The following is a 24,615-nucleotide window of genomic DNA, read 5'->3' on the forward strand; positions in this document are numbered from 1 at the left end:
ACCCATGCAGAAATCTTATCGCACGCGCGCGATCCGCAATGCCTTGATGGCGGCGACGGCATTGTCTGGGCTTGGGTCAGGGCTTTTGGCGCAGGATTGCGGGGCCAATATCTTGCCGCTTCCGATTGGCTGCGAGGTCACGAATGCGGGCGATGTCATCGCGCTACCTGTTGGCAAAAACACCGAAAAATCGAGCCTGCCCGCCACTGGGTTTGCCATTTCGCTGAACGGCACGCCCATCGCTGGGGATGCAAAAGTCATCGAAAAGGTGCGCAAGGTCGATATCGCCTTGGCCGAAGCCGATATTCGCGTGACGTTTGATGGTTTGGGCGCGGTGCCGCGGCTTGATCTGGAACAGTCGACGCAGACAGATGGCGGCCCTGTAACGCTGCAATCGGCGATGAACTACCCGGCCTATGTCGCGCGGGCTGAAATGCGGATTATCGACCTTGAAGCCGTGGGCGGGCCGCGCACCGTATCGATCCTGCCCGTTGACGTGAACGGACAGGTCACGGTCGATCTGCCCCAAGATAGCAAACTGGTCGCAGTCCACCGCGTCTATGACGCAAACGGACGCTTTGACGAAACGGCACCGCAACCTTTGGGCGTTGCCCTGCCATCCGGTAGCGTGCGCGATGTGGAAGAAGGCCGCGATACCGCCAGCCGTCGCCGCATTCCTGTTTTCGGCGGCGCGGTCACTGTTTCGGGGGCCAATGTCGTGCCGGGCGCAACCGTGCGGGCCTTGGGCGAAACGTTGCGGCCGGACCCAGACGGGCGGTTCGTCATCCAACGCATTCTGCCGCAAGGTGAATACGAGGTTGATGTCGATGTGGCCGGGCCGGGCCAGCGTGTCGACCTGACCCGCGATATCGACATTCCGGCAGCGGATTGGTTCAGCGTTGGCACGGCCGATCTGACCTTTGGCTACCGCACGGGTGGCCGCGATGATAGCAGCGAAACCTATGCGACAGGCCGCATCGCAGGCTTTATCGACGGCAAAACAGCAAGCGGCTACGCCGTCACCGCGTCCGTGGACACGGGCGAGGGCCCGCTAGAGGATATTTTCCGCGATCTGGACGAGAAGGACCCGCGCCAGCTTTTGCTTCGCGTTGACCCATCCGATTACTATCCGACCTTTGGTGACGATTCCGAAATCATCGACCGCACCCCGACCTCTGGCAAAATCTACGTCCGGGTCGCCCGCGAAGGTAATTTTGTGCAGTTCGGCGACTTTGTCGCAGCCTTGGGCGACAACGCCTTCGTGCGTAACGACCGCACTCTTTATGGCCTGCAAGCGCATGTCGAAGCGCGCGACCAGACCGTGTTTGGCACACCGCGCTATCAGGCGACCGCGCATGCCGCCCAGCCCGATATGATCCCGCAGCGCGAAGCCTTTCGCGGCACCGGCGGATCCGTCTATTTTCTGCGTCAGCAGGACATCGGGCAGGGGACAGAGCAAGTCTATGTTCAGGTGCGCGATCCCGAGTCTGACCGTGTGATCGACAGCACCCTTCTGGTGCCGGGTGTCGATTACCAGATCAATTACATTCAGGGTGTTATCACCTTGGTGCAGCCGTTGTTTGGCTCTGCCGGGAACGGGCTGGTGTCTGCCACAGGCACAGGCCGCGATAACGTCGTGCTGGTTGCGCAGTATGAATATACGCCCGTTGCGGGCGACGTTGATGGCTATGCGACCGGCGCGCGGGTAGAAGGCTGGGTTTCCCCGCAGCTGCGTGTTGGTGCCTCGGCGGCGCGTGACGATACGGGCGTGCGTGACCACACGCTGGTTGGCGGCGATATTTTGTTTGCCCCGACAGAACGCACCTATGTGCGCGTGGATGCCGCCCAAAGCGAAGGCCAAGGGCTGGACACGTTGCTGTCCTATAATGGCGGCTTGACGTCCGAGACGGAAACAGCTGCGACGGGCCGCGGCCAGTCGGTGCGTGTCGAAGGCCGCGCTGATCTGGTCGATCTTGGCCTTGGCGGAGAAGGTGTCGTCGGCGGCTATGCCGAACAGCGCGAAGAGGGGTTCTCCTCTCTTGATACGCAGGTCACGGACAACACCGGGGACGAAGATCTTTGGGGCGTTTTCGCAGATGTAAAGGTCGGCGAGACGACGACCCTCGCGCTGCGCTATGACAGCTATACCAACCAAGCGGGCGATAGCGACCTAGAGGGCGAAGTCGAGCTGACGCATCAGTTGTCGGACACTCTGTCTTATACGCTTGGTGCCGCAAGGCTGGACCGGGACGACACGGATGAAGACGGCAGCCGCACCGACGTCGCTGCCCGGCTGAACTATGCGTTTGATGACAAGCGCGAAGTCTATGTTTTTGGCCAGACAACGGTGCAGAACGACGGGCTAGACGCAGATGACCGCATTGGCCTTGGCCTTAGCTATGACACCGGCACTGGCTGGGTGCTAGAAGGTGAAGTTTCGGATGGCACGCAGGGTGCAGGTGCACGCGTGCTGGCCACGCGAACAGGGGGCGATGGCGATACACAGTACATCGGCTATACCCTTGAGCCGGGCCGCGATCTGGATGATGTCGATCTGGTCGGCCGCGACCGGGGCCGCGTGGTTGTCGGCGGACGGCGTGATCTGTCATCCGATCTGTCGATCTTCGGGGAAAACACCTACGACATGTTCGGGCAGCGGGACTCGCTGACCTCTGCCTACGGCGTGACCTACGCCGCCAACGCACAGCTGACTTACACCGTCGCGATAGAGCTTGGTCAGGTTCAGGATGGCAGCGATAATGACTTTGATCGCCGGGCGTATTCTTTCGGGACACGCTACGCCAGCGACACGCTGTCGGCGCAAGCGCGCGTTGAATACCGCACCGAAAATGGCACCCTATCAGGCGATCCGCTGGATAACGACACAGTGCTGGTGGCCGCTAATCTGTCTTACAAACTTGACGACGCACAGCGCATCATTGCCAAGGCCGAAGCCCTGCGTTCGCGCAGCGACGAGACGTCCTTTCGCGACGGCGATTACACAGACGTCAGCATTGGTTATGCCCTGCGGCCCGTAGAGGACGACCGTCTGAATATTCTGGCGCGTTACCGTTATCTGGATGACCAGATTGGTCAGACACTGGACGGCACGGATGATACCGGGCCGGTTCAGCGCAGTCACGTGGTCAGTCTGGACGGATCATATGACGTGGACCGGTTCTGGACCGTGAACGGCAAGCTTGGCTATCGTAGCGCCGAAACAGCGGTTGATCCGGCAGACACATTTGCGCGGAACGACGCTTGGCTTGCGGTGCTGGGTGCCCGCTATCACCTTGTTCATGATTGGGATATTCTGGCCGAAGTGCGTCAGCTGACACTTGTCGACGCCGGTACGCAGGATCGCGGCGCTTTGGTTGCGGCGTTCAAGCAGGTGCATCCCAACATGCAGATCGGCCTTGGCTACAACTTCTCGCAATTCTCTGACGATTTGACGGATCTTATCTATGACGACCAAGGGGTATTCCTCAATCTGGTCGCGAAGTTCTAAACTCTGGGTTTAGGCAAAGATTAGAAGATCAGGTCGTCCATCAGCGACTAGCGGCGTCATGCACCGCACCGGCCAAAGCTAGTCTTTGCCGGTGCGGTGGTTATTTGGTCTTTGGTGATGTAGGGGGCGGATATTCCGACTGGCATTAAAGACGATCCACCTATCAAACTTCAAAAGTCAGTCGGCAGTAGGTCACCTAAAAGGAGACACGACTTGAATGTTAACTTGATGCGGATGACGCCAGCAGATCGAATATCGGAGCTTCTAGGGCTGCCGGAAGAAATAAACGACAGGGCGTCACTTGAATGCGCTGTGGCGAAGGGGCTGCCAGCATCCTCGGTCGATAATATCCTAAACGTCATGCACGCCGTACCCAACCTGAACCTGATTGCAGAGCGCGCGCTGCGCCGCGCCAAGGCAGAGAAGCAGCCATTAAGCCCTGCCAAAAGCCGCACGCTATATGATCTTGCCCGTGCGTATGTCGTCGCGGATAAGTTTTATAGCGGCAACGGGATTTTGGTCATGCGCTTTTTAGAAAAGCCGAACCCCGATCTAGGGGGCGCGACGCCCTTGTCGATGGCGATCACCAGTCCCGCAGGCGCTGATGCCGTCATCGGCGTGCTTGAGGGGTAAAACCCCCTTCGATCGTCGGCACCGCCTTGGGTCACTAAGGGTCTTATCACCCGCATCTTTGTGATGTCCTAGGCGAGGCCGCGCCAACTGCGGGCAAATGCCCGCAGTGTCATCATTTCAATCCCGCGCGCAGATCCGCGCGGGACAATTACTGCGATAACGCCGCGTCGGTCTCAGCTGACTTGGACTGCAAGTCGCTTAGATCAGGTGTTTCGCGCTCAACGGATCGTTCAGACGGAACCAGTGCGCGGACAAGTTTACGCATGTCCAGCAGGCCGACAGGTTTACCGTCCTGCATGACACGGTAGCTTAGATTCGTGTCGCCTTCGGACTTTGCGATCACGGATTCCAGCGTATCGTGGTGGTCGATGTCGCCCGCATAAGTGCCCGCCTCGCGAAATGTACCCATGACGGACCGGACCCGCAGCACACGGGCGCGGTTGATGTCGGCGACGAAGTCTTCGATGTAGGGGGCAGCTGGATTAAGCAGGATATGCTGCGGCTCGCCTTGCTGGATGACAGAGCCGTCCTTGAGGATCACAAGGTGGTCCGCAAGTTTCAACGCCTCGTCCAGATCGTGGGTGATGAAAACGACCGTCTTTTGCAGCTCGGCCTGCAATTCGTTCAGAAGGTCCTGCATGTCAGTCCGGATCAGCGGATCTAGTGCCGAAAATGCCTCGTCCATCAGCATGATGTCTGAATTGCTCGTCAGCGCACGCGCGATGCCGACCCGTTGCTGCATCCCGCCCGAAAGCTGGTGCGGGTATTGTTCGCCCTGACCCGCAAGACCGACCCGGTCAAGCCAGCGGCGCGCTTCGTCGGCGTATTTGCGTTCGTTCTGACCCGCGATCGAAGGTGCTAGGCCTGCGTTTTGCAACACTGTCCGGTGCGGCAGCAAAGCGAACTTTTGAAACACCATCGACATGCGGTGCTGCCGCATCTGCCGCAGCTGCGTGTCGGTGTATTCGAGGATATTGTCGTCATCGACCCAGACTTCGCCCGCCGTGGGTTCGATCAGCCGGTTCAGGTGGCGGATCAGCGTGGATTTACCCGACCCAGAAAGGCCCATAATGACCGTGGTTTTGCCCGCGGGGATATCGACATTGATGTCGTTCAGGCCAAGGACATGATTGTGCTTTTCAAGAAGCTCGGCCTTGCCCATGCCGTCCATGACCAACTGCAGCGCAGGTTGCGGATCGTCACCGAAAACCTTGTAAAGCTTTCGGATCGAGATCTTGATGCTTGTATCGTTCATAATCGTTACCCCTTAGCGCGACTGGCTGACGTTGATGCGGGCCAGTGCCGCCTTGGTGACGCGGTCCAGAATGATCGCAAGCAGCACGATACCAAGGCCCGACAGCAAACCGACGCCCAGTTCAAGCGACCGGATACCGCGCAGCACCAGCACGCCCAGCCCGGGGGCCGACACCAGTGAGGCGATGACGACCATCGCAAGGCTCATCATGATGGTCTGGTTCACGCCGGCCATGATGTTCGGCAAGGCCAGCGGGATCTGCACATTGAGCAGCTTTTGCCGTTTGGTCATGCCAAACGCGTCTGCTGCCTCGATCACGTCGGGATCGACCAGACGGATGCCAAGATCGGTCAACCGGACGACGGGCACGATGGCGTAGAGGATGATCGCAATCCCATAAAGCTTTGGCTCTGTTACCGAAAACAAGAAGATCAGCGGGATCAGGTAGACGAAGGGCGGCAGGGTCTGCAGCATATCAAGGATCGGGATCATTATCCGCTGCACGCGGTCACTGCGGGCCATGGCAATGCCGATGGGCACCCCCAGCGCGACGCAGGTCAGCGCGCAGACAAAGATGATGGCCAGCGTCTGCATCGTATAGCTGTAGTAATCAACGAAACCGAGGAAGCCGAAGCAGATCGCGACCAGTCCAACCAGTTTCCATTCCCGGCTGACCACATAGGAAATCAGCATCAGTAGCGGGATCATGATGAACCACGGCACCACCTGCATCACCCAAAGCGCCTCGTTCAGCGCCCAGCTTAGCGGTTGTGTCAGTGGATCGACGACGACCTTCAGGCCGTTCTTGATCGACAGGAAACCTTCCTCTAGCCCGCTGGTCAGCGCGCGCGACTGCGGAAAAGACGTGCAGGCCTCGTGCATGGCGTCCATCGAAGGGAAAGGCGTTTCCCAAGGCGATACCACAACGTCGCTGCCAGATGTCTGCGCCAGCAATTGCGCCATTGATGTCATGCCGCCGCTGTCGTCGCCGCTGGCACCACACCAATTGCGCAGGCCCAGCCCGTCAAATATGAAATCATAAGTCGCCATACATACCTCACCCGGGCATGTTGCGCCCCATGTTATCTTGATTTTTAATGCGAACAGAGCCGGATCCGATGGATCCGGCTCTGTCTTTTGTCAGGGTCTGGACACGTCACGGTGCACTCGCGCGGTAACGCCGCCCGGATCAGCCTATTGCAGCAAAGCCGCCAGCTTTTCGCGGGCTGAATCGTTGATCCAGCTGCTCCATGCGTCGGGGTTGTTCTTTAGGAAATACACCGCCGCTTCTTGGTTGGACGCGTTGTTTTCTTCCTTCCAAGCCAGAAGCTGACTCATGACTTCGGTCTTAAAAGTGACCTTGCCCATCATCTCGGATACGTCGGGATGGCTGTCCATGAAGTCTTGCGTCACGATCGTCAGCACGGGTGCCGACGGGAAGGACGACGGCGTAGGATCAGGTGCATCGGCGTTCTGCATGGCTTTGAATGCCACTTCGTCATATTCACCCAGATCGATACTTGTCATGTCGAACATGCCAAGCGGCGTCGTTGGACCCCAGTAATAACCGAACCATGGCTTTTCGTCACCATAGGCAGAGGCCATGGATGTCGCCAAAGTCTCGCCAGAGCCGTGGTTGAAGATTTCGATGCCCTTGTCTTCCAATCCGAACGCCCGGATCAGGTTGTCGTTGACAAGGCGGCAGCCCCAGCCGTCGGGGCAGTTGTTGAACATGCCGCCCACCAGTTCGGGGTTCGCCATGATGCCGTCGATCGTCGCAAGTTCTGGATGCGCTTCAACCAGATAGGTCGGCAGGAACCAGCCTTCGACGCCGCCCGGATCAAGCACACTGCCAAGCTCGACGATTTTCCCGTCGGCCTTCAGCTTGGTATATGCGTCGCCCGCAGAGTTGATCCATAGCTCGGTCACGATGTCGGGTTCGTTGTTTTCCGACAACGAGGTCATGGCCGGTGTGGTGTCGGACGGCACGGCCGTCACGTTGCAGCCATAGCCCTGTTCCATCAGGAACTTTGACACTTGGGTCACGATGGCCGCGGAATCCCAGTTCATCTGCGTGATGGTGACGTCGCCGCACTGGTCTTGCGCCAAAGCTGCCGTCGGTGCGGCGAGTGCTGCCAATGCGGCACCAAGAATATAGCGTTTCATATTGCGTCTCACTTCTATCATTCACGTTTAGCGGAACCGCACGCGTTTCGTGCAGAACCCATCAAGGACGCAAATGCGCCGCAGCCGCCATTTAAGGCATCAGCCCGCCATCCATTTTAAAAGATAGGAAAAGGTCGATTTGCGACAGATTTGCGTCGCTTTCGGATCACACCTACGCGATTGACGACAGAAAGCAACCGTTATCGGAAAGGGAAACAGCGGCGCACCGACGGATCTGGGTCGCCTTCGATCAAATTTGGACCACGTTCATTGGTGGCCTACACTCTTCCCGCCGCCCGAGCCTAAGCATTCACCGTGCCGCAGGTGGCGACAAAAAAGGTCGGCCATTCATGCAAAAGGTTTTGGGCACAGGGGCGTTTGAACGACGGTATCACGCCCGCAATAAAACCGAAAATGACTACGTAAGTTTTACGGCCACGTCCCGTTAAAAACGGGAGGATTACCCTGCGGATCTGGTGGTTCTTGGATTTGATGGGTCCGACGGCCCGGTTGCTGCGTTGGCACGCGACTGGCGGGCCGATCGGCAACAGGATCAACGACGACGGCATGCGCTGGCTGCAAGACGCGCAGTGGGGCTTTGTTGTGTCGCCGTTTATTCAAGCCCTAAAAATAGGCACAATGAGCAATCAGGTTCCTAGGTCCTTGACAGGGCAAAGCCCTATCGCACTACTTGGCCCCACGGTGAGACCGCGCCAGACCTTAAAACGGCGTGCCACCGATCGTCTTCTCAACAGGGAAAACCATATGACACATTTTTCAAAAATTGTTGCGGCGGCCATCGTTTCGGCCGCGATGGGGCTGACCAGCGCGCCCGCGCAGGCAGAAACGCCGCCCGACACGCTCATTCAAGCGTGGCAGATCGACGACATTATCTCTCTCGACCCGGCAGAGGTGTTTGAGTTCACAGCCTCCGAGGTTCTAGGTAACAGCTATCAGCCTTTGGTCGGATATAACGTCAACGACGTATCTGACATCTTTGGTGTTATCGCCGAAAGCTGGGAGGTATCAGAGGACGGCAAAACCTTTAGCTTTGTCATCAAGCCCGACTTGCAGTTCGCCTCTGGCAACCCGATTACTGCTGCTGATCCGGTCTATTCGCTGCAGCGGGCCGTCAAGTTGGACAAATCCCCGGCCTTTATCCTGACCCAGTTCGGCTTGACTGCCGACAACGTCGAACAAATGGTCCGCCAAACCGGCGACATGACGTTCGAGCTTGAGATGGACAAGGCTTATGCCCCCACGCTGCTGCTGTATTGCCTGACCGCGACGGTTGGTTTCGTTGTCGATAAGGAACTGGTTGTAAGCCACGAGGCCGATGGCGATTTTGGTTATGAATGGCTGAAGACAAACTATGCCGGTTCTGGCGCGTTCACCATCCGTGACTGGCGTGCGAACGAAGTCGTCGTGCTGGAACGCAACGACAACTTCAGCGGCGATGCCCCTGCGATGATGCGCGCGATCTATCGCCATATCCCCGAGGGTTCGACACAGCGTTTGCTGCTGGAACAAGGTGACATCGACATCGCCCGTAACCTTGGCGCAGAAGAGATCGTCGCGCTGTCCGACAACCCCGACATCAAGATCGAGAACGGCATTAAGGGCTCGATCTACTACATGGGTCTCAACCAGAAAAACGAAGCTTTGGCGAACCCCAAGGTCGCAGAAGCAATGAAATATCTGGTCGATTACCAGACGATTGCCGACACGATCATGAACGGCAAGGTCAAGGTCCACCAAGCGTTCCTGCCCGAGGGTTTCTTAGGTGCGCTGAACGACAATCCTTATGCGCTGGACGTTGAAAAGGCCAAAACGTTGCTTGCAGAAGCAGGCTATGCCGACGGCTTTACCGTGACGATGGATACCCGCAACACGCCTGAAATCACGGCGATTGCAGAAGCGATCCAGCAAACGATGGCACAGGCAGGCATCAAACTGGAATTGATCCCAGGTGACGGCCAGCAAACGCTGACAAAATATCGTGCCCGCAACCATGACATCTATATCGGTCGCTGGGGCCCGGATTATCAGGACCCGCACACCAACGCCGATACCTTTGCGCGCAACCCTGACAACAGCGACGATGCGGCATCCAAGCCGTTGGCATGGCGCAACGCGTGGGACATCCCCGAGATGACCGCCCAGGCCGATGCCGCTGTGCTAGAAAAGGACGCCGCCGCGCGGGCTGAAATGTATGTCGCGCTACAGACAGAACATCAGCAAGTATCGCCCTTCGTCATCATGTTCCAAGAAATCGAAGTGCTGGGCCTGCGTAACAATGTTGACGGCTTTATCATCGGGCCATCGTTCAACGACAACTCTTTCCGCAACGTGACCAAGTCGGAATGAGCGTATCACCTGCTAACACGGGGGGGCGCTGGCGCGCCCTTCCGACCTATGGCCTGAAGGCCGGCAAATTGATCGCGACAGTCGCGGTCACCTTTCTGGGCCTTTTGGTCGTGACCTTTTTGATTGGGCGTGTTGTTCCTGTCGATCCGGTGCTGGCCGTCGTTGGCGACCGGGCGTCGAAATCCACCTATGATGCTGCCTATATCGCTCTTGGGCTTGATAAACCGCTTTATCATCAATTCTTTATCTATCTGAAACAGGCGCTTTCCGGCGATCTAGGTACTAGCGTTCTGACCAAAAAGCCCATCATCGAGGACATCGCCCGCGTTTTTCCCGCCACGCTGGAATTGGCCACCGCCGGTATCATCCTTGGCACGCTATTTGGCGTGCCGCTGGGTGTCTGGGGCGCTGTGCGTCAAGGTAAGCTGCCCGATCAGGTGATCCGCGTGGTCGGCCTTGTGGGGTATTCCGCGCCGATCTTTTGGCTAGGGCTACTGGGTCTGCTCGTGTTCTACGCCAAGCTGCAATGGGTTGCTGGACCGGGACGTATCGACATATCCTATGAATACACCGTCACCCAGACCACAGGCCTGCTTTTGATCGACACCGCGATGCAGGGTCAATGGGACGCCTTCCGCAACGTGCTTGCGCATCTGGCACTGCCTGCGGTGCTGCTGGGATATTTCTCAATGGCATATATCAGCCGCATGACGCGGTCTTTTATGCTGGCAGAGCTGGGTCAGGAATACATCATTGCGGCGCGGGTCAAAGGCGTGCCCGAATGGCGGATCATTTGGGTCCATGCATTGCGCAACGCCGCCGTGCCGCTGGTCACCGTTATCGCCCTGTCATACGCAGGCCTGCTGGAAGGGTCCGTGCTGACCGAGACCGTTTTTGCTTGGCCGGGCCTTGGCCAGTATTTGACCAATAGCCTGCAAAACGCCGATATGAACGCCGTGCTAGGTGGCACGCTGGTCATCGGCATCATCTTCGTGGGGCTGAACTTGTTATCTGATCTTCTGTATACCGTGCTCGACCCACGCGTTAGGCGGCGCACATGAGCGACGTTTCCACACGCGACTGGCTGCTAAGCGACCGGCCCGCGTCCCGCCGCCAAGCCCGACTGGGCCAGGCGTATCGCACATGGTCGCAACTCCGGCGCAATCGGCTGGCGATGGTGGGCCTTGGGATCGTCGTTGTGTTGATCCTGATGGCGATCTTTGCCAACGTCATCTCTCCCTACGACCCGATCAGAGGCGGTGATTTAAGAACAGAACGCCTGCTGCCGCCCTCTTGGGCGCATCTGATGGGCACTGACGATCAGGCTCGCGACATCTTTAGCCGGATCGTGCATGGGTCGCGCCTTACTCTGATGGTTGTGGCGCTGGTCGCGATCATTGCGACACCGATTGGTTTGGCCGTTGGCACAACTGCGGGCTATTTCGGTGGCTGGGTCGATGTTGTGTTGATGCGGATCACTGACATCTTCCTCGCCTTTCCGCGCTTGATCTTGGCGCTGGCTTTTGTCGCGGCCCTAGGGCCGGGAATTGAAAATGCAATCATCGCCATTGCGATCACCAGTTGGCCACCCTACGCCCGTCTGGCGCGGGCCGAGACACTGCAAATCCGCGATGCCGACTATATAGCCGCGATCCGCCTGCAAGGCGCGGGCAGCGCACGGATCATCTGGGGTCACGTGGTGCCGCTGTGCCTGTCATCCGTCATCGTCCGCGTCACGCTGGACATGGCCGGGATCATTCTGACCGCTGCCGGCCTTGGCTTTCTTGGCCTTGGCGCACAGCCCCCACAGCCCGAATGGGGGGCCATGATCGCCGCTGGACGCCGTTTTATGATCGATTTCTGGTGGGTCGCCACGATGCCGGGTATTGCGATCTTTGTTGTCTCCTTGGGCTTTAACTTGTTGGGCGACGGTTTGCGCGATGTGCTGGACCCGAAAGGCGAAACATGACCAACATGCTGCAAGTCGAAGGCCTTAACGTTTCCTTTCCGTCCCGCGATGGCCCCGTGCGCGTCGTTCGCGATGTGACCTTTACGCTAGGCCGCGAACGGCTGGGGATCGTGGGCGAAAGCGGATCGGGCAAAAGCCAGACCGGACGCGCGATCCTTGGGCTAACGCCTGCTTCTGCCACGGTAACCGCCGACAAGCTCAGCTTCGACGGGATCGACCTACGGCATGCCTCGGCCAAAACGTGGCGATCCTTGCGTGGGCCTCGCATGAGCATGATCATGCAGGACCCCAAGTATTCGCTGAACCCCGTCATGACGGTCGGCCGCCAAATAGTAGAGGCATATCGCCGTCGCGGCGATGCTACGCGCACGGACGCCCGCAACCGGGCCGTCGCGATGCTAGAAGCCGTGCAAATCCGCGACCCAGAGCGCGTCTTTGAGGCCTACCCGCACGAGCTATCAGGCGGCATGGGCCAGCGGGCAATGATTGCCATGATGTTAATTGCGGAACCGGACCTGTTGATAGCGGACGAAGTGACATCGGCCCTTGATGTGACCGTTCAACTCGACGTGCTGCGCATCCTTGACGGTCTGGTGCGCGACCGGGGCATGGGCCTGATCTTTATCAGCCACGACCTGCGGCTCGTATCATCGTTCTGTGACCGTGTGCTTGTAATGTATGCGGGCCGTGTGGTCGAGGAAATCGCCGCCCGGGACCTGCACAGCGCGCAACATCCCTATACCCAAGGCCTGCTAAACTGCCTGCCGCAGATTGACGGCGACAGCGGTCCGCTGCAAACCTTGACCCGTGATCCCGCGTGGCTGGCATGAGCGCCCTGATCGAAGTCCGTGATCTGGCCGTGACCTTTGGGTCGCGTCAGTCCCAAGTTCAGGCTGTCCAGAACGTCAGCTTTGACGTTCAACAGGGCGAAAGCTTTGGCCTTGTCGGCGAAAGTGGGTCTGGCAAATCCACTGTGCTGCGTGCGATCTGTGGTCTTGCCCCAACAAGCGCGGGCACCATCAAGATTGACGGAAAGCTGCTCGCTTCGCCCCGCGATCCGGCGTTCTATGCCCAAGTGCAGATGGTTTTTCAGGACCCTTACGGGTCAATCCACCCGCGCCATACGATTGACCGGGTGCTGTCGGAGCCGCTGGCGATCCACGGGTTTAAGAACGCCGAAGACCGGATTGAAAAAGCACTGAACGACGTGGGCCTCGGCGGTGGATTTCGCTTCCGCTTTCCGCACCAATTGTCCGGAGGCCAACGTCAGCGCGTCGCTATCGCCCGCGCCCTGATCCTTGAACCGCAAATCCTGCTGCTGGACGAACCGACCTCTGCCCTTGATGCATCCATTCAGGCCGAGGTTTTGAATTTGCTGGACGCACTGCGCATAGAAAAAGGACTGACCTATCTTTTGGTCAGTCACGACCTCGCTGTGGTGGCGCATATGTGCGAACGCCTTCTGGTGATGCAGCACGGAACTCGCGTCGAAGAACTGACCCGAACCGCCTTGCAAGGCCGGGATGCAACGCAAAAATACACGCAACAATTGCTGGTCGCCAGCGAAGGATTCAAAGCCCCATGACCGACGTTCCGATGATATTTGATGGTCACAACGATTTCCTGCTTCGCCTGCTACGTGACCCGGATCAACGCCGCCAGACGTGGCTGACCGATACCGGACAAGGTCATCTTGACTTGCCGCGCATGAAGAAGGGCGGCTTTGGTGGTGGGTTCTTCGCAATCTATATATCATCGCCCGATCAGCCCATTGATATCGACGACATGATGGCACATCCGCCTTATGACGTCCCGCTGCCGCCCCTAATTGAACATGACGCTGCGCAGCCCACGGCACTGGCGATGGCCGGGCACCTTAAGTGGATGGAACGCGCCTCCGATGGGCAATTTCGCATCTGCTGCACGGTCGCGGAATTGCGCGACTGTCAGGCCAAGGGCATCATTTCGGGCATCATGCATATAGAGGGGGCGGAACCGATCGCAGCCAACCTTGATGCGCTTTATCTATTTCATGACATGGGCCTGCGGTCGCTTGGCCCCGTCTGGAGCCGCCCAACCGTATTCGGCCACGGTGTGCCCTTTGCCTTTCCGTCATCCCCAGATACCGGTCCCGGACTGACGGAAGCGGGGAAAGACCTTGTGCGGTTGTGCAACGAACTTGGCATTATGCTGGACCTGTCGCACCTCAACGAGGCTGGGTTTAACGATGTCGCGGCCTTGTCCGATGCACCGCTGGTCGCGACCCATTCAAACGCCCATGCGATCACACCGTCGGCCCGCAACCTGACAGACCGACAATTAGACGTGATCCGCGACACAGGCGGCATGGTCGGACTGAACTTTGCCACCGGCTTTTTGAATCCAGACGGGGCCAAGGCCGAAGACCGCGGTTTCGATCCAATGCTGCGCCACCTCGACCACCTGATCGGTAGATTAGGCGAAGATCACGTTGGCTTTGGCTCTGACTTTGACGGGGCGCAGGTCCCTAAGGCCATGGCCGACGTCGCAGGCCTTGGTGCATTCCGCGATGCCCTTAGCGCACATGGCTTTGACGCGCCCCTGCTTGAAAAGCTGTGCCATAACAACTGGTTCGGCGTGTTGGACAGGACGTGGAAAGCCTGACCCGGCCCCGGTTGCGCCACCATCCTAGGGCGACTAGCGCTAAAATGCGTTGCCACGTCGGTGCGGCGAGGTTGGCATTTTTGGGACGCGGGGAGCTGTGGTTTCCCATATTCATGCGCCTTTCCAGTCGTAACCTCAGTCTGCTCAAGGTTTTCGACGCCGTCGTGCGGGCATTGTCAAAGGCACTCTTCTAGAGGCGGGCAGGGCGCGCAATAAGTGTCGCAGGCTGACAATGTCTGAGGTCAGAACCTAAGCTGTAGCCGCGATCAAAAGCGATACGTCAAAAAGTCAGATTTCAGACGATCATTTCGACGGCCGTAATGGCGGCAATGTCTTCTACGAAAACGGCCATCCGAACGCGTCACGCAGTCAACACCCTTACCCCAGATCGAGGGCATGACGGGGCGATAGGGCCACCGAAAGTGCAACCTCCGCGTCATTACCCACGAGAACGTTCGGGTTCAATATTAGAAGTGGTTAAAGATTAATCGTTTAATCAAAAAACGTTGACACGTCCCACTTCGGTTGCTTAATCGTTTTACCAATGGGGCGAGAAGCATGACGACTATTAAACAAATTGCTATGGATATGGGTGTCTCGGCCGCGACCGTTTCGAATGCGCTGACTGGGAAAGGACGTGTTTCTTCCGACATGGTTGAGCGGATTAAGAAGCGCGCACACGATCTAGGGTATCGTCCCAGCCTTGCGGGTCGTGCTTTGCGCAGTGGTCAGACTGGTATTCTTGGATTGGTCATGCCCGATTTGACCAACCCGCTGTTCCCGCGCATCGCACAGCATTTGTCTTTGGTGGCTGCGGATCGGCAGTTGGGTATCCTTATTGCGGATTCACGCGGTAATCCCGACGAGCAGACGCAAGCAATTAACAGATTGTTGGACAGGGGCGTGGATGGTCTCTTGATCGTGCCGCAAAAAGGCACAGCGCCGGGGCTGCAGAATGTTCCGACAGTGATTATCAACACGGCCTCAGACCCCGACAATTCGGTCAGTGCGGATCATGCGGGGGGCGGTAGAATGATCGCGGAGCATATTGCGTCGCTGGGCCACCGCCATGTTATCCTGCTTGGTGAAGACCGCGTTTCAGAGGTGCAGCGGGATCGGGTCGCAGGGATGCGCGCCGGTTTTGATCCATCAATTCACCTGCAAGAAATCTGGGGTGAGAGCGGGATTGATCAGCTTGTATCGGCGATCCAAAACGGCGCGACCGCTGTTATTACGACATCAGATTTGTTGGCGCTTCGTGTTCATTCTCATTTAACGCGCAACGGGATTGTCGTGCCGCATGATGTCAGCCTGACAGGATTCGACGATCTGCCATTCGCAATCGCGATGCACCCCACACTGACGACAGTGGCACAGGATGTTGAACAGATTGCTGGTTTGGCAATCGAAAGGCTGATCCTCGAAATTCAGGGCGAAACCCTGCCCGCGCAAAACGCAAACGTCGCGATGCGCCTTGTAATACGAAACTCTACCACCAAACAAAACTCGAAAACTAAACCGGAGATCCTACAATGAAAAATGCAATCTCACTCTCAGCCCTTTGCTGTGCGCTTGCGACAAGCGCGTTTGCGCAAGACAAGACGCTGACAATCTCGGTTTATTCATTTGCACAGGATGAATACAAAGAGATTCTTTACGATCCGTTTGAAGAGATTTGCGATTGTACGCTTGTCGTCGAAACTGGCAATAGCGTCGAGCGGATGGCCAAGATCGAAGCGAACGCTTCAAACCCCGTGATCGATATGGCGGTCATCGCATCGCAAGATGCGCTAGAATTAGCACGCAAAGATTTGTTGGCACAACTTGATGTCTCGAAGCTTGCAAACCTCAGCAAGCTTTACAGCGCAGCGCAGGATCCGATCGGCGATAACTTTGCCGTTGGATACACTTTTTATGCAAGCTCGATTGTCTATCGTTCCGATCTAATCAAGGTCAACAGCTGGGCCGATTTGCTTGATGAAAAGCTCGCTGGAAATGTGGCGCTCCCGAACATCACCGGAACGCAGGGCCCTCTGACTTTGATGATGCTCGATAAGGCCGCTGGCAACGACGGTAGTGACCTTACGGGCGTGATTTCAGAGGTGGGAAAGCACGCAGACGATATCGTGACATTTTACTCGCGCTCTTCCGAGTTGACGCAATTGATGAACCAAGAAGAGGTGATTGCGGCTCCGGTTGGCCGATTTGCGTGGAGTGCCTTTAAGGATTCCCCACTGCCTTTTGCATGGGCTGAACCTGCCGAAGGCCAAGCCGGCGGCATGAATGTTATGGTCATGACTAAAGGCAACGGTAACGAAGATTTGGCTTACCAATTCATGGACTATTGGTTGTCAACAGAAGTGCAGACCAAAGTTGCAGAGGCTTTGGTCGATAGCCCAGCAAATGCAGAAGTTGTCGTTAGCGATGAAATTGCGGACAACCTGACGTATGGTGCGGACCTGATCAATTCGCTGAACCTTCTTTCGCCTGCTGAAATTATCGACAACCGCGAGGCTTGGGTCGAGCAGTGGAACACTGAAGTTATCCAGTGAAATTGCGGGGCGGTCGATGGGTCGCCCCTCATCCCCCCTTCCAGTTCAAAATGGAGCCAGCAGATGTTCTCAAATACTCGCGAAGGTCTTGCGCTGGCATTGCCCGCCGCAATATTCGCGCTTCTTCTATTTATCCTACCGGTCGGCATTCTATTGTCAGAGGCGTTTCAATCAGACGCGGGATGGACGCTAAGCGGCTACACAGATTTCTTTTCCAAACCTCTGAACCAAACCGTTTTCCTGCGCACGCTTAAACTGGGCGTCCTCGTTGCGGGTACGGCTGCCGTGATCGGTTATGCCGCCGCGTTTAGTATTAGCAATTTATCTCCCGTAGCACGGGGCCGCGTTTTTGGGCTCGTTATTCTACCGCTTATGATCTCTCCCGTCGCGCGGACTTATGCGTGGATCGTGATCTTGGGTCGGACTGGTATCGTGAACGACGCCTTGGTTGGATTGGGCCTAGCAGACACGCCCATCCGGCTGCTGTTCACCGAAACGGCGGTCTTCCTTGGCCTCTTGCAGCTGTTTATGCCTTTGATGATTATCTCGCTGCTATCGGCGATGGAGAATATCCCGCGCGACGTTATTCCTGCCGCGCGTGTCTTGGGGGCCAACTGGTTTCAGGTGTTTTTCCGTGTGATCCTGCCGCTTACCAAAGAAGGTTTGGTCGTTGGAGGCACGCTGGTGTTTACTGGCGCGCTGACTGCCTACATTACGCCCGCCATTCTGGGTGGCTCCAAGGTGCTGATGTTGGAAACGCTGCTCTACCAACAGGTTAACGTTTCGAATGACTTTGTGTCGGCCAGTGTCATCGCAATGATCTTAATTATCATGTCCTTTACGGCAAATCTGCTGCTAAAGCGGATCGCCACGGCGCGGAAGTAACCCCATGAAAAATCTAACAAGCTGGGCGATCATCGGCCTGACCCTCATCTTTCTGATTGGGCCATTCATCATCATCATTTTCGCGGGCGCGTCTGCCGGTGAATCCCTTGCTTTCCCGCCCGACGGCTTGTCGCTCAGATGGTATCTCAAGGTTTTCACCATTGAGAGCTTCCGTCAAAGCTTTGTGCTTTCGATGGGTCTTGCCATCTTCGGCACATTGGCGGCGCTGCTTTTGGGTATTCCTGCGGCCTACGCTCTGAACCGCTACGAATTGCCCGGTGCAGAGACCATCCGCACAGTCGTGGCCTCGCCCATCATCGTGCCTGGCATTATCGTCGGTTTGGCGCTGCTGCGGTATATGGTCATTCCATTGGATGTTACTGTCACGGTGGCACTGTTCATGGCGCATACTGCGCTTGTATTGCCTTATGCCGTGCGCGTCGTGTCATCGAGCCTGAACAACCTGCGCTCTGACATGGAGGAGGCCGCCGTGTTGCTCGGCTGTACCCGCCTGCAAGCATTCACAAAAGTCGTGCTGCCTAACATTCGCGGCGGCGTGCTTGCCGCGTTTATTCTGGGCTTTGTGACCAGCTTTAATCAGGTGCCCGTGTCGCTGTTCCTGTCAGGGCCGGGAGTAAGGACGTTGCCCATCGATATGCTCGCATACATGGAAATCACCTATGATCCATCAGTCGCTGCACTCTCTGCGCTTCTGGCCTTCATGTCACTTGCCATCGTCTTTATCGCCGAACGCCTATTGGGATTTTCTCGCTATGTCTGAAAAATATGTAAGCCTCCGTAACCTCACCCTGTCTTACGGCAAAACGGTTGCAGTCCCAAACCTGAACCTTGATGTCGTCGAAGGCGAACTGATCGCGCTACTGGGGCCATCGGGCTGCGGCAAAACCACCACCATGCGTGCCATCGCGGGGCTGCTGACACCTACGTCTGGCACCATCGTTATTGACGGGCGCGACGTTACCCGCGTCGCGGCCAACAAACGGGGCATCGGCTTGGTGTTCCAATCCTACGCACTGTTCCCGCACCTTAGCGCCTTTGAAAACGTGGCCTTCGGGTTACGCCTGCAAAAGATGCCAGAGACAGAAATCCGCCAGCGTACCGAGGCAGGTATCGCGACCGTCGGATTGGCAGGGTTCGAAAAACGTAAACCCGCAGAGATGTCAGGCGGCCAGCAACAGCGACTCGCCCTTGCACGGTCATTGGTGATGGAGCCAAAGGTGCTGCTGCTGGATGAACCGCTATCAAACCTCGATGCACGCCTGCGTCTAGAAATGCGCACCGAACTCCAGCGCGTCCAAAAGAAAACCGGCGTCACAATGGTGTTCGTCACACACGACCAATCCGAAGCTTTGGCGCTGGCAGACCGGATTGTTTTGATGAAAGACGGCAAGATCGAACAACTGGGCACACCGCATCAACTCTATGCCGAACCGGCCACGGCGTTTGCGGCGGAATTCATGGGTTTCGAAAACATCTTCCGCGTCCAAGGCGAAAATCTTGTGTCTGATTTTGGTCAACTCCCGCTAGGGTTCAAAGCAACCTCACCGATGCTTGCGTGGCGCCCAAGCGGCGTGCAGGTCGGTCAGGGCCCGTTAAGTGGCCGCGTCTCCGCTAGTAGCTTTGCAGGAGGACACCGCGAATATGTCATTGATACCGCCCTTGGTCAGATCAAAGCAGACGCGCCAATTGAAACTTTAGAAGTCCCGCTTGGCGAAAACATTGCGTTTGATCTTCCGAAATCTAACGCGAGGCAACTGTCCGCATGAGCACATTCTGGGTCGATACGGACTTTGGATTCGATGATCTTTGGGCACTTTTGGCGCTGCGCCATTTGGGTGATGACATTGCGGGCATTTCGCTCGTGGCTGGAAACGCCACACTGGCGCAGGTCACCTCAAACGCCCTTGGCGCACGTCAGGCTTACGGTTTGGACGCGCCGATCTACGCGGGTGCGGCCCGCCCACTCTTGCGCAATCCAGAAACGGCAGAGCGTATTTTGGGAACGCGCGGCATGCAAAGCCGTGGCCAGCATATACCAGATGGCGGACCGCTGAGAGAAACCACGGACGCCCATACAGCGCTTAAAAGCTGGCTCGGCTCGGCACAGTACGGCATGCGGCGCGACATTCTGGCGATTGGCCCGCTCACAAACATCGCGCGTCTTGTGCAAGACGCACCCGAGTTGGCGCAAAACATCACGCGCCTTATCTGGATGGGCGGCAGCGACGGTGCGGGCAATCACTCGGCACTGGCCGAATTTAACGCTTTGGCTGATCCAGACGCGGCCGCAATCGTCGCAGAGGCTGGCCTCCCGCTTGACGTGGTGGATCTCATGTTTTGCCGCACAGTGGCCTTTGGCCCTGACCAACTTCCGCGCACCGACCCCCTCACCGCCGACCTGCTTGGCGGGTATCTAGATATTGGGCTAACGAGGGGACGCCCGACCATGTCGATCTATGACCCGCTTGCCGCACTTGTTGCGTCTCAACCAGACGCCTTCGAATACCGCCAGTGTGACATGTCCGTTTCAGTGGCCTTGAATGCGACGCAGGGACAGACAACATTCAAACACACGACCAATGGATCAACTCGCCTTGTTGTTGGAACCACATTAGAGGCCGCAGAAATCTGTCTGGACGCGCTCACAGGGAACCACGCCAATGCCAACTGATGTTAACCTGAATGACCCGATCCTTCGTGCCGATGCTGTCAAAGCGGCGCGTGGTTTGCGTCCGTTTGATATGCTTGTGCGCAACGCGGTGATGCTCGATATGGTCACGGGTCGCGAACGGCTCGTTGATATCGGCCTCATTGGCCCGCTCATCGCCAGCGTTCACGCGCCAGATCCTACACGCGAAGCCCACGCCGAAATTGATGCAACGGGCGCATATGTCGTGCCTGGTTTTATCGACACGCATTTACACATCGAAAGCTCTATGGTGACGCCCGCCGAATATGCCCGCACGGTGGTTCCGCGCGGCGTGACGACTGCACTTTGGGACCCACACGAGCTGGCAAACGTGGCTGGTATTGCCGGTGTTGATTACGCCTGCGACGCGGCAAAAGGCCTGCCTATACGGCTGCTACCGCTTGCACCCACTTGCGTGCCATCGGCGCCCATGTTTGAAGTGAGCGGTGGAGATTTTGGGCCTTCCGAAATCGCACAACTACTGGCCCGCCCCGACATCCACGGTGCCGCTGAGCTCATGACAATGCACCAACTGCTGGACGGCGACCCGCGCGTGCAAGGGATCGTCGCCGCAGGTCTCGCAAGCGGTAAACGGGTCTGTGGGCATGGCCGTGGCCTCATAGGTGGCGACTTGGCCGCCTACGTCGCCGCAGGCGTCGAGACAGATCACGAGCTCACGTCAGCCGCCGACCTGATCGCCCGCTTAGAGGCGGGGATGACCATCGAGCTGCGCGGCTCGCACCCCCACCTGATACCAGAATTTGCCAAAGCCATCATTGATTTGGGGCACCTCCCGCAAACAGTCACACTGTGCACCGACGACGTGTTTCCAGATGATTTATACGCCAAAGGCGGGCTAAACCATGTGATCGCGATGCTCATCGAAAACGGTGTGCCGCCTGCTTGGGCTTACCGCGCGGCCACACTGAATGCAGCGTGCCGCATTGGACGGCCTGAACTTGGCCTCGTTGCGCCAGGGAAAATGGCCGATTTTGTACTTTTGTCCGATCTGCACAAGGTTACCGCATCACATGTTTTTGTAGCTGGTCAATTGGCGGCCCTCGCAGGTGAGTTGTGTCAACCGGTACAAGATATCCCCGTGCTGCCCGCAATTACGAATACGGTCCAAACGCGGAAATTCGATACCGCAGACTTCGGTGTCGCGGCCAAAGGTACAGTTGTGCACATTGCCACGCTATCTAAGCCGCGTTTCCCGCAATGGGGTGCCCGCGATGTCGAGGTTAAAGAGGGCCATCTCGTGTTGCCCGATGACATGATCCGAATGGCTGTTTGTAACCGCTACGGTCTCAACACTCCAACGCGGGTCGCATTCTTGGAAAACTGGGGGACGTGGCGCTGTGCTTTTGCGTCGACTGTTTCTCACGATAGCCATAACATCACAGTCTTCGGGCGTGATCCCAACGATATGACCGTGGCTGCGAATACACTACGCGAAATGCAAGGCGGGCTTGTTGTCGTGGCTGACGGTAAGGTTGTTGCGAAACTAATTTTGCCTATTGCCGGTCTTATCAGTGAACAGCCGCTTGAAGATGTCGCAAAGGAATTTGCAGATCTTCGCGCAACATTGGACACGCTCGTGGATTGGCAGCCGCCATACCTTGTCTTCAAGGCGTTGTTCGGGGCGTCCTTAGTCTGTAATGCAGGTCCACGCCTCAGCGATGTTGGTCTTGTTGATGTTTTCGAAAACGTAGTCCTCGAAAGCTGCGTAATTTCGTAATTGACTTAAATAATTCATGACACGACGATGTTTGCATATCTCCGTGGACATAAATATTGGCTAAATGCTCGGGGGCTAAGGCGCGTTTGTTATTTTGAAAATCTTGAATACTTACCCTCTATGCAAGACAACGATATCGGCCGATTGTAACCGACTATAGGCGGTTGCGAGAAATTAAAATAAGGCATTGATGCAGTGTAGATTTCCTGAATTGATCGTGTTGTCGCAGTGCTACGTTCCCGTTCTCGCTTTTATCTGTAGGTTGGGGCCTATCTTCTCTTTTCTTTAGTCGCTCCAGCATAAATAGAAGAATTATGAGGAAAAGATGGCGCTGAATTTGGCACTTATCAGCACAGGTTTTATTCCTCACCAGGCCATTGCTAGGATCGTCAAGCGCAATGGTTCCCAGCTTTATTTCATTCACGGCCGAAACCCAGATCTGTTGAAACAGTTTGAGTCACAATACGGGTTTCAACACTATCCATGGACCTGGCTGACCTGCTTTCTGATCCAAACGTTGACGTTGTTTATATTGTTCTTCCTAGGGACAGGACCCATTAATCTGACTGAACTTGCGACGCCTGCCTGACCTCACCGCCCCCGAACGAAAGTGGGCTTTATGGGCAATCTGTATTGGCTGAACGAGGCTCAGATGGAGCAGATTTCGCCGTATTTCCCGAAGAGCCATGGCGTGCTGCGTGTGGACGACCAGCTTGTCCTCAGCGGCCTAGTATTCATCAATCGCAACGGCTTGCGCTGGCGAGATGAACCGTGAGTATGGCTCTCACCAGACGTTCTGCAACCGCTAGAAAATGTGGAGCGACATGGGCATTTTCGCGCAGATTATGACGGGTTTGGCGGCAAAGGCACCCGACAACAAGACGATTTCCTTCGATGCGGCGCACCTTAAAACACACCGGACGGCTTCAAGTTTCTGGGCGAAAAGGGGGGGGCGTGGACGTCTGAGCGGCTTTCTCAAGAAAGAGCATGGGAACCCGGCAAAGGGTATTCCTCTGTCTAAGCAGACAAGCGACGGCTGGGGGCCTTTGCCGGATGATGTCAAAGCAGAGTTTGAAGCCGTTGCTCCGCCCCGCGCAGGTCTAACCTATGAACTGTGTTTAGGCACAGGACAGCGGATCGGTGACGTGGTGACGATCCGGTGGGGCCACATTTAGGATGGGGTCTACGACTTCACTCAAGGTAAGACCGACAAGCCTCTTTGGATACCGCTGACGGATCGCCTTAAGGACCATCTAGCGACGGTCGAAAAGAACGGTCTGACGGTCGTCATGGATAAGAGCGGACGTCCGGTACACCAACATGCGATTGCCGACGAGATGCGCAAGGTGAAATCAGAAATGCAACATCCAGACGCATTGAACTACGTCATGCACGGCTTGCGCAAGAATGCGACAATCGAACTCTACCAGTCCGGACGCGATGAAGAGATGGTCAAGGCCGTTACCGGGCGCTCAGGTGTGTGATTGCTGAAAAAGTATGGTGGTCAGGTGAGGCAACGCGAACTGGCTACACGTGCTCAGGACGCCGGTAATCGCATGGTCCAGAACAGGTCCTAAACGTGAATGTTTCAACGGCTGTTTCAAAAACTACACTTAAGAAGTGAGCTTATGACGCAAGTCACTGAAATCATTGGAGGCGAGTACCGGAAACTACGCCTGAAAGTCTAAGTTATTGTTTAATAAGCCAGAAGTCGCCTGAAGTTGTCCATTCAAACTGTAGTCCACGATGGACAACGTCCAATACATGCCGTTGGCTGTCAATGAGGTAAACTTGAAGGAGCAACCCTATTGCGACAGAAAACTGTGCATGACTTCTGCCAACATCTGGATAGGGCAAAGGTAGTTAAGGAAGAAGCTGAGCGTGGAGGACGACAAGCTCGCCCCTACAAGAACCTGAGCCTGCAAGCGATCCAGCCTGCGATGACAGAGGTGAACGCACTGACGGACTTAGCGGTGAGCATAGTCCCCCAGAAACGGGGCAAGTCGGTGGTGGGATTGTCTGTGAGCTGGAACTTGAAGGGTGAGGCGGGACGGGTGGAGTGCGACAGGGACACTGTGGACGACCTCAGAAAGCGCCTAGATCGGGCAGTGGATCGCGTGACGGCGCTGACAGATCAACGAGGGCCGGGACCTAGAGCTGGCAAGAGCTAGATCGATAGGTTGTTAGGC

20 protein-coding genes and 1 pseudogene are annotated in these 24,615 nt (G+C 56.7%); 18 read left to right on the forward strand and 3 right to left on the reverse strand.

The genetic code is table 11. The features are described 5' to 3' along the window. The first annotated feature begins 4 nt into the window (after positions 1 to 4). Positions 5 to 3,508 (forward strand): hypothetical protein, encoded by a 3,504-nt coding sequence (locus BM131_RS15380; protein ID WP_090190910.1) that lies wholly within the window; start codon positions 5 to 7, stop codon positions 3,506 to 3,508. Positions 3,509 to 3,820: 312 nt separating this feature from the next. Continuing rightward, positions 3,821 to 4,141: an antitoxin Xre/MbcA/ParS toxin-binding domain-containing protein gene (locus BM131_RS15385; RefSeq protein ID WP_245754271.1), complete on the forward strand. Its 321-nt coding sequence runs from the start codon at positions 3,821 to 3,823 to the stop codon at positions 4,139 to 4,141. Between the two features lie 148 nt (positions 4,142 to 4,289). Here BM131_RS15385 and BM131_RS15390 read toward each other — a convergent pair whose 3' ends face one another. The 3 genes from BM131_RS15390 to BM131_RS15400 form a co-directional block, all read right to left on the reverse strand. Further along, complete coding sequence (locus tag BM131_RS15390) at positions 4,290 to 5,396, reverse strand: quaternary amine ABC transporter ATP-binding protein (RefSeq protein WP_090190912.1); 1,107 nt, start codon at positions 5,394 to 5,396, stop codon at positions 4,290 to 4,292. Between the two features lie 12 nt (positions 5,397 to 5,408). Beyond that, positions 5,409 to 6,446 (reverse strand): ABC transporter permease, encoded by a 1,038-nt coding sequence (locus tag BM131_RS15395; RefSeq protein ID WP_090190913.1) that lies wholly within the window; start codon positions 6,444 to 6,446, stop codon positions 5,409 to 5,411. A 144-nt stretch (positions 6,447 to 6,590) separates the two neighbouring features. After that, positions 6,591 to 7,562, reverse strand: a complete 972-nt coding sequence (locus BM131_RS15400) for an ABC transporter substrate-binding protein (RefSeq protein ID WP_090190914.1) — start codon at positions 7,560 to 7,562, stop codon at positions 6,591 to 6,593. 765 nt (positions 7,563 to 8,327) lie between these two features. Between BM131_RS15400 and BM131_RS15405 the strand changes: the two genes are divergently transcribed. The 16 genes and pseudogenes from BM131_RS15405 (at position 8,328) to BM131_RS20755 (ending at position 24,597) form a co-directional block, all read left to right on the forward strand. Beyond that, entirely contained in the window at positions 8,328 to 9,929 is a 1,602-nt protein-coding gene (locus BM131_RS15405; protein ID WP_090190915.1) for an ABC transporter substrate-binding protein, read from the forward strand. Then, positions 9,926 to 10,990, forward strand: a complete 1,065-nt coding sequence (locus BM131_RS15410; RefSeq protein WP_090190917.1) for an ABC transporter permease — start codon at positions 9,926 to 9,928, stop codon at positions 10,988 to 10,990. The genes BM131_RS15405 and BM131_RS15410 overlap by 4 nt, the downstream gene beginning before the upstream one ends. Then, positions 10,987 to 11,898 carry an ABC transporter permease gene (locus tag BM131_RS15415; RefSeq protein ID WP_090190919.1) on the forward strand — a complete coding sequence of 304 codons (912 nt, stop codon included), beginning with the start codon at positions 10,987 to 10,989 and terminating at the stop codon, positions 11,896 to 11,898. The genes BM131_RS15410 and BM131_RS15415 overlap by 4 nt, the downstream gene beginning before the upstream one ends. Continuing rightward, positions 11,895 to 12,728 (forward strand): ABC transporter ATP-binding protein, encoded by an 834-nt coding sequence (locus BM131_RS15420; RefSeq protein WP_090190920.1) that lies wholly within the window; start codon positions 11,895 to 11,897, stop codon positions 12,726 to 12,728. Before BM131_RS15415 ends, BM131_RS15420 begins: the two co-directional genes overlap by 4 nt. Beyond that, positions 12,725 to 13,483 carry an ABC transporter ATP-binding protein gene (locus tag BM131_RS15425; protein ID WP_090190922.1) on the forward strand — a complete coding sequence of 253 codons (759 nt, stop codon included), beginning with the start codon at positions 12,725 to 12,727 and terminating at the stop codon, positions 13,481 to 13,483. The genes BM131_RS15420 and BM131_RS15425 overlap by 4 nt, the downstream gene beginning before the upstream one ends. Continuing rightward, positions 13,480 to 14,541: a dipeptidase gene (locus tag BM131_RS15430; RefSeq protein ID WP_090190923.1), complete on the forward strand. Its 1,062-nt coding sequence runs from the start codon at positions 13,480 to 13,482 to the stop codon at positions 14,539 to 14,541. Before BM131_RS15425 ends, BM131_RS15430 begins: the two co-directional genes overlap by 4 nt. 558 nt (positions 14,542 to 15,099) lie before the next feature. After that, on the forward strand, positions 15,100 to 16,077 hold the full coding sequence (locus tag BM131_RS15435; protein WP_090190925.1) for a LacI family DNA-binding transcriptional regulator: 978 nt from the start codon (positions 15,100 to 15,102) through the stop codon (positions 16,075 to 16,077). Continuing rightward, positions 16,074 to 17,093: an ABC transporter substrate-binding protein gene (locus BM131_RS15440; protein WP_090190926.1), complete on the forward strand. Its 1,020-nt coding sequence runs from the start codon at positions 16,074 to 16,076 to the stop codon at positions 17,091 to 17,093. Before BM131_RS15435 ends, BM131_RS15440 begins: the two co-directional genes overlap by 4 nt. A 63-nt stretch (positions 17,094 to 17,156) precedes the next feature. Next, complete coding sequence (locus BM131_RS15445) at positions 17,157 to 17,978, forward strand: ABC transporter permease (protein WP_090190928.1); 822 nt, start codon at positions 17,157 to 17,159, stop codon at positions 17,976 to 17,978. 4 nt (positions 17,979 to 17,982) lie between these two features. Further along, positions 17,983 to 18,759 carry an ABC transporter permease gene (locus tag BM131_RS15450; RefSeq protein ID WP_090190929.1) on the forward strand — a complete coding sequence of 259 codons (777 nt, stop codon included), beginning with the start codon at positions 17,983 to 17,985 and terminating at the stop codon, positions 18,757 to 18,759. Continuing rightward, positions 18,752 to 19,765 (forward strand): ABC transporter ATP-binding protein, encoded by a 1,014-nt coding sequence (locus BM131_RS15455; protein WP_090190931.1) that lies wholly within the window; start codon positions 18,752 to 18,754, stop codon positions 19,763 to 19,765. The genes BM131_RS15450 and BM131_RS15455 overlap by 8 nt, the downstream gene beginning before the upstream one ends. Then, positions 19,762 to 20,670 (forward strand): nucleoside hydrolase, encoded by a 909-nt coding sequence (locus BM131_RS15460; protein WP_090190933.1) that lies wholly within the window; start codon positions 19,762 to 19,764, stop codon positions 20,668 to 20,670. Before BM131_RS15455 ends, BM131_RS15460 begins: the two co-directional genes overlap by 4 nt. Beyond that, on the forward strand, positions 20,660 to 22,426 hold the full coding sequence (locus tag BM131_RS15465; RefSeq protein WP_090190934.1) for an adenine deaminase: 1,767 nt from the start codon (positions 20,660 to 20,662) through the stop codon (positions 22,424 to 22,426). Before BM131_RS15460 ends, BM131_RS15465 begins: the two co-directional genes overlap by 11 nt. 619 nt (positions 22,427 to 23,045) lie before the next feature. After that, positions 23,046 to 23,406, forward strand: a pseudogene (locus BM131_RS20545) (transposase); the annotation flags it as partial. Between the two features lie 309 nt (positions 23,407 to 23,715). After that, positions 23,716 to 23,910, forward strand: coding sequence for a hypothetical protein (locus BM131_RS15485; protein WP_090190941.1), 195 nt, complete (start codon positions 23,716 to 23,718; stop codon positions 23,908 to 23,910). Positions 23,911 to 24,249: 339 nt separating this feature from the next. Then, on the forward strand, positions 24,250 to 24,597 hold the full coding sequence (locus BM131_RS20755; RefSeq protein ID WP_425434309.1) for a hypothetical protein: 348 nt from the start codon (positions 24,250 to 24,252) through the stop codon (positions 24,595 to 24,597). Positions 24,598 to 24,615: the final 18 nt, after the last annotated feature.

Source organism: Loktanella salsilacus (assembly GCF_900114485.1).
In the GTDB taxonomy this organism is placed as follows: Bacteria; Pseudomonadota; Alphaproteobacteria; order Rhodobacterales; family Rhodobacteraceae; genus Loktanella; species Loktanella salsilacus.

Excerpts from the sequence above, each read along its gene's own strand:
- BM131_RS15380 (WP_090190910.1), top strand. The coding sequence starts at position 5 with ATGCAGAAATCTTATCGCACGCGCGCGATCCGCAATGCCTTGATGGCG.
- BM131_RS15390 (WP_090190912.1), bottom strand. The coding sequence starts at position 5,396 with ATGAACGATACAAGCATCAAGATCTCGATCCGAAAGCTTTACAAGGTT.
- BM131_RS15395 (WP_090190913.1), bottom strand. The coding sequence starts at position 6,446 with ATGGCGACTTATGATTTCATATTTGACGGGCTGGGCCTGCGCAATTGG.
- BM131_RS15400 (WP_090190914.1), bottom strand. The coding sequence starts at position 7,562 with ATGAAACGCTATATTCTTGGTGCCGCATTGGCAGCACTCGCCGCACCG.
- BM131_RS15405 (WP_090190915.1), top strand. The coding sequence starts at position 8,328 with ATGACACATTTTTCAAAAATTGTTGCGGCGGCCATCGTTTCGGCCGCG.
- BM131_RS15410 (WP_090190917.1), top strand. The coding sequence starts at position 9,926 with ATGAGCGTATCACCTGCTAACACGGGGGGGCGCTGGCGCGCCCTTCCG.
- BM131_RS15415 (WP_090190919.1), top strand. The coding sequence starts at position 10,987 with ATGAGCGACGTTTCCACACGCGACTGGCTGCTAAGCGACCGGCCCGCG.
- BM131_RS15420 (WP_090190920.1), top strand. The coding sequence starts at position 11,895 with ATGACCAACATGCTGCAAGTCGAAGGCCTTAACGTTTCCTTTCCGTCC.
- BM131_RS15425 (WP_090190922.1), top strand. The coding sequence starts at position 12,725 with ATGAGCGCCCTGATCGAAGTCCGTGATCTGGCCGTGACCTTTGGGTCG.
- BM131_RS15430 (WP_090190923.1), top strand. The coding sequence starts at position 13,480 with ATGACCGACGTTCCGATGATATTTGATGGTCACAACGATTTCCTGCTT.
- BM131_RS15435 (WP_090190925.1), top strand. The coding sequence starts at position 15,100 with ATGACGACTATTAAACAAATTGCTATGGATATGGGTGTCTCGGCCGCG.
- BM131_RS15440 (WP_090190926.1), top strand. The coding sequence starts at position 16,074 with ATGAAAAATGCAATCTCACTCTCAGCCCTTTGCTGTGCGCTTGCGACA.
- BM131_RS15445 (WP_090190928.1), top strand. The coding sequence starts at position 17,157 with ATGTTCTCAAATACTCGCGAAGGTCTTGCGCTGGCATTGCCCGCCGCA.
- BM131_RS15450 (WP_090190929.1), top strand. The coding sequence starts at position 17,983 with ATGAAAAATCTAACAAGCTGGGCGATCATCGGCCTGACCCTCATCTTT.
- BM131_RS15455 (WP_090190931.1), top strand. The coding sequence starts at position 18,752 with ATGTCTGAAAAATATGTAAGCCTCCGTAACCTCACCCTGTCTTACGGC.
- BM131_RS15460 (WP_090190933.1), top strand. The coding sequence starts at position 19,762 with ATGAGCACATTCTGGGTCGATACGGACTTTGGATTCGATGATCTTTGG.
- BM131_RS15465 (WP_090190934.1), top strand. The coding sequence starts at position 20,660 with ATGCCAACTGATGTTAACCTGAATGACCCGATCCTTCGTGCCGATGCT.
- BM131_RS15485 (WP_090190941.1), top strand. The coding sequence starts at position 23,716 with ATGGATAAGAGCGGACGTCCGGTACACCAACATGCGATTGCCGACGAG.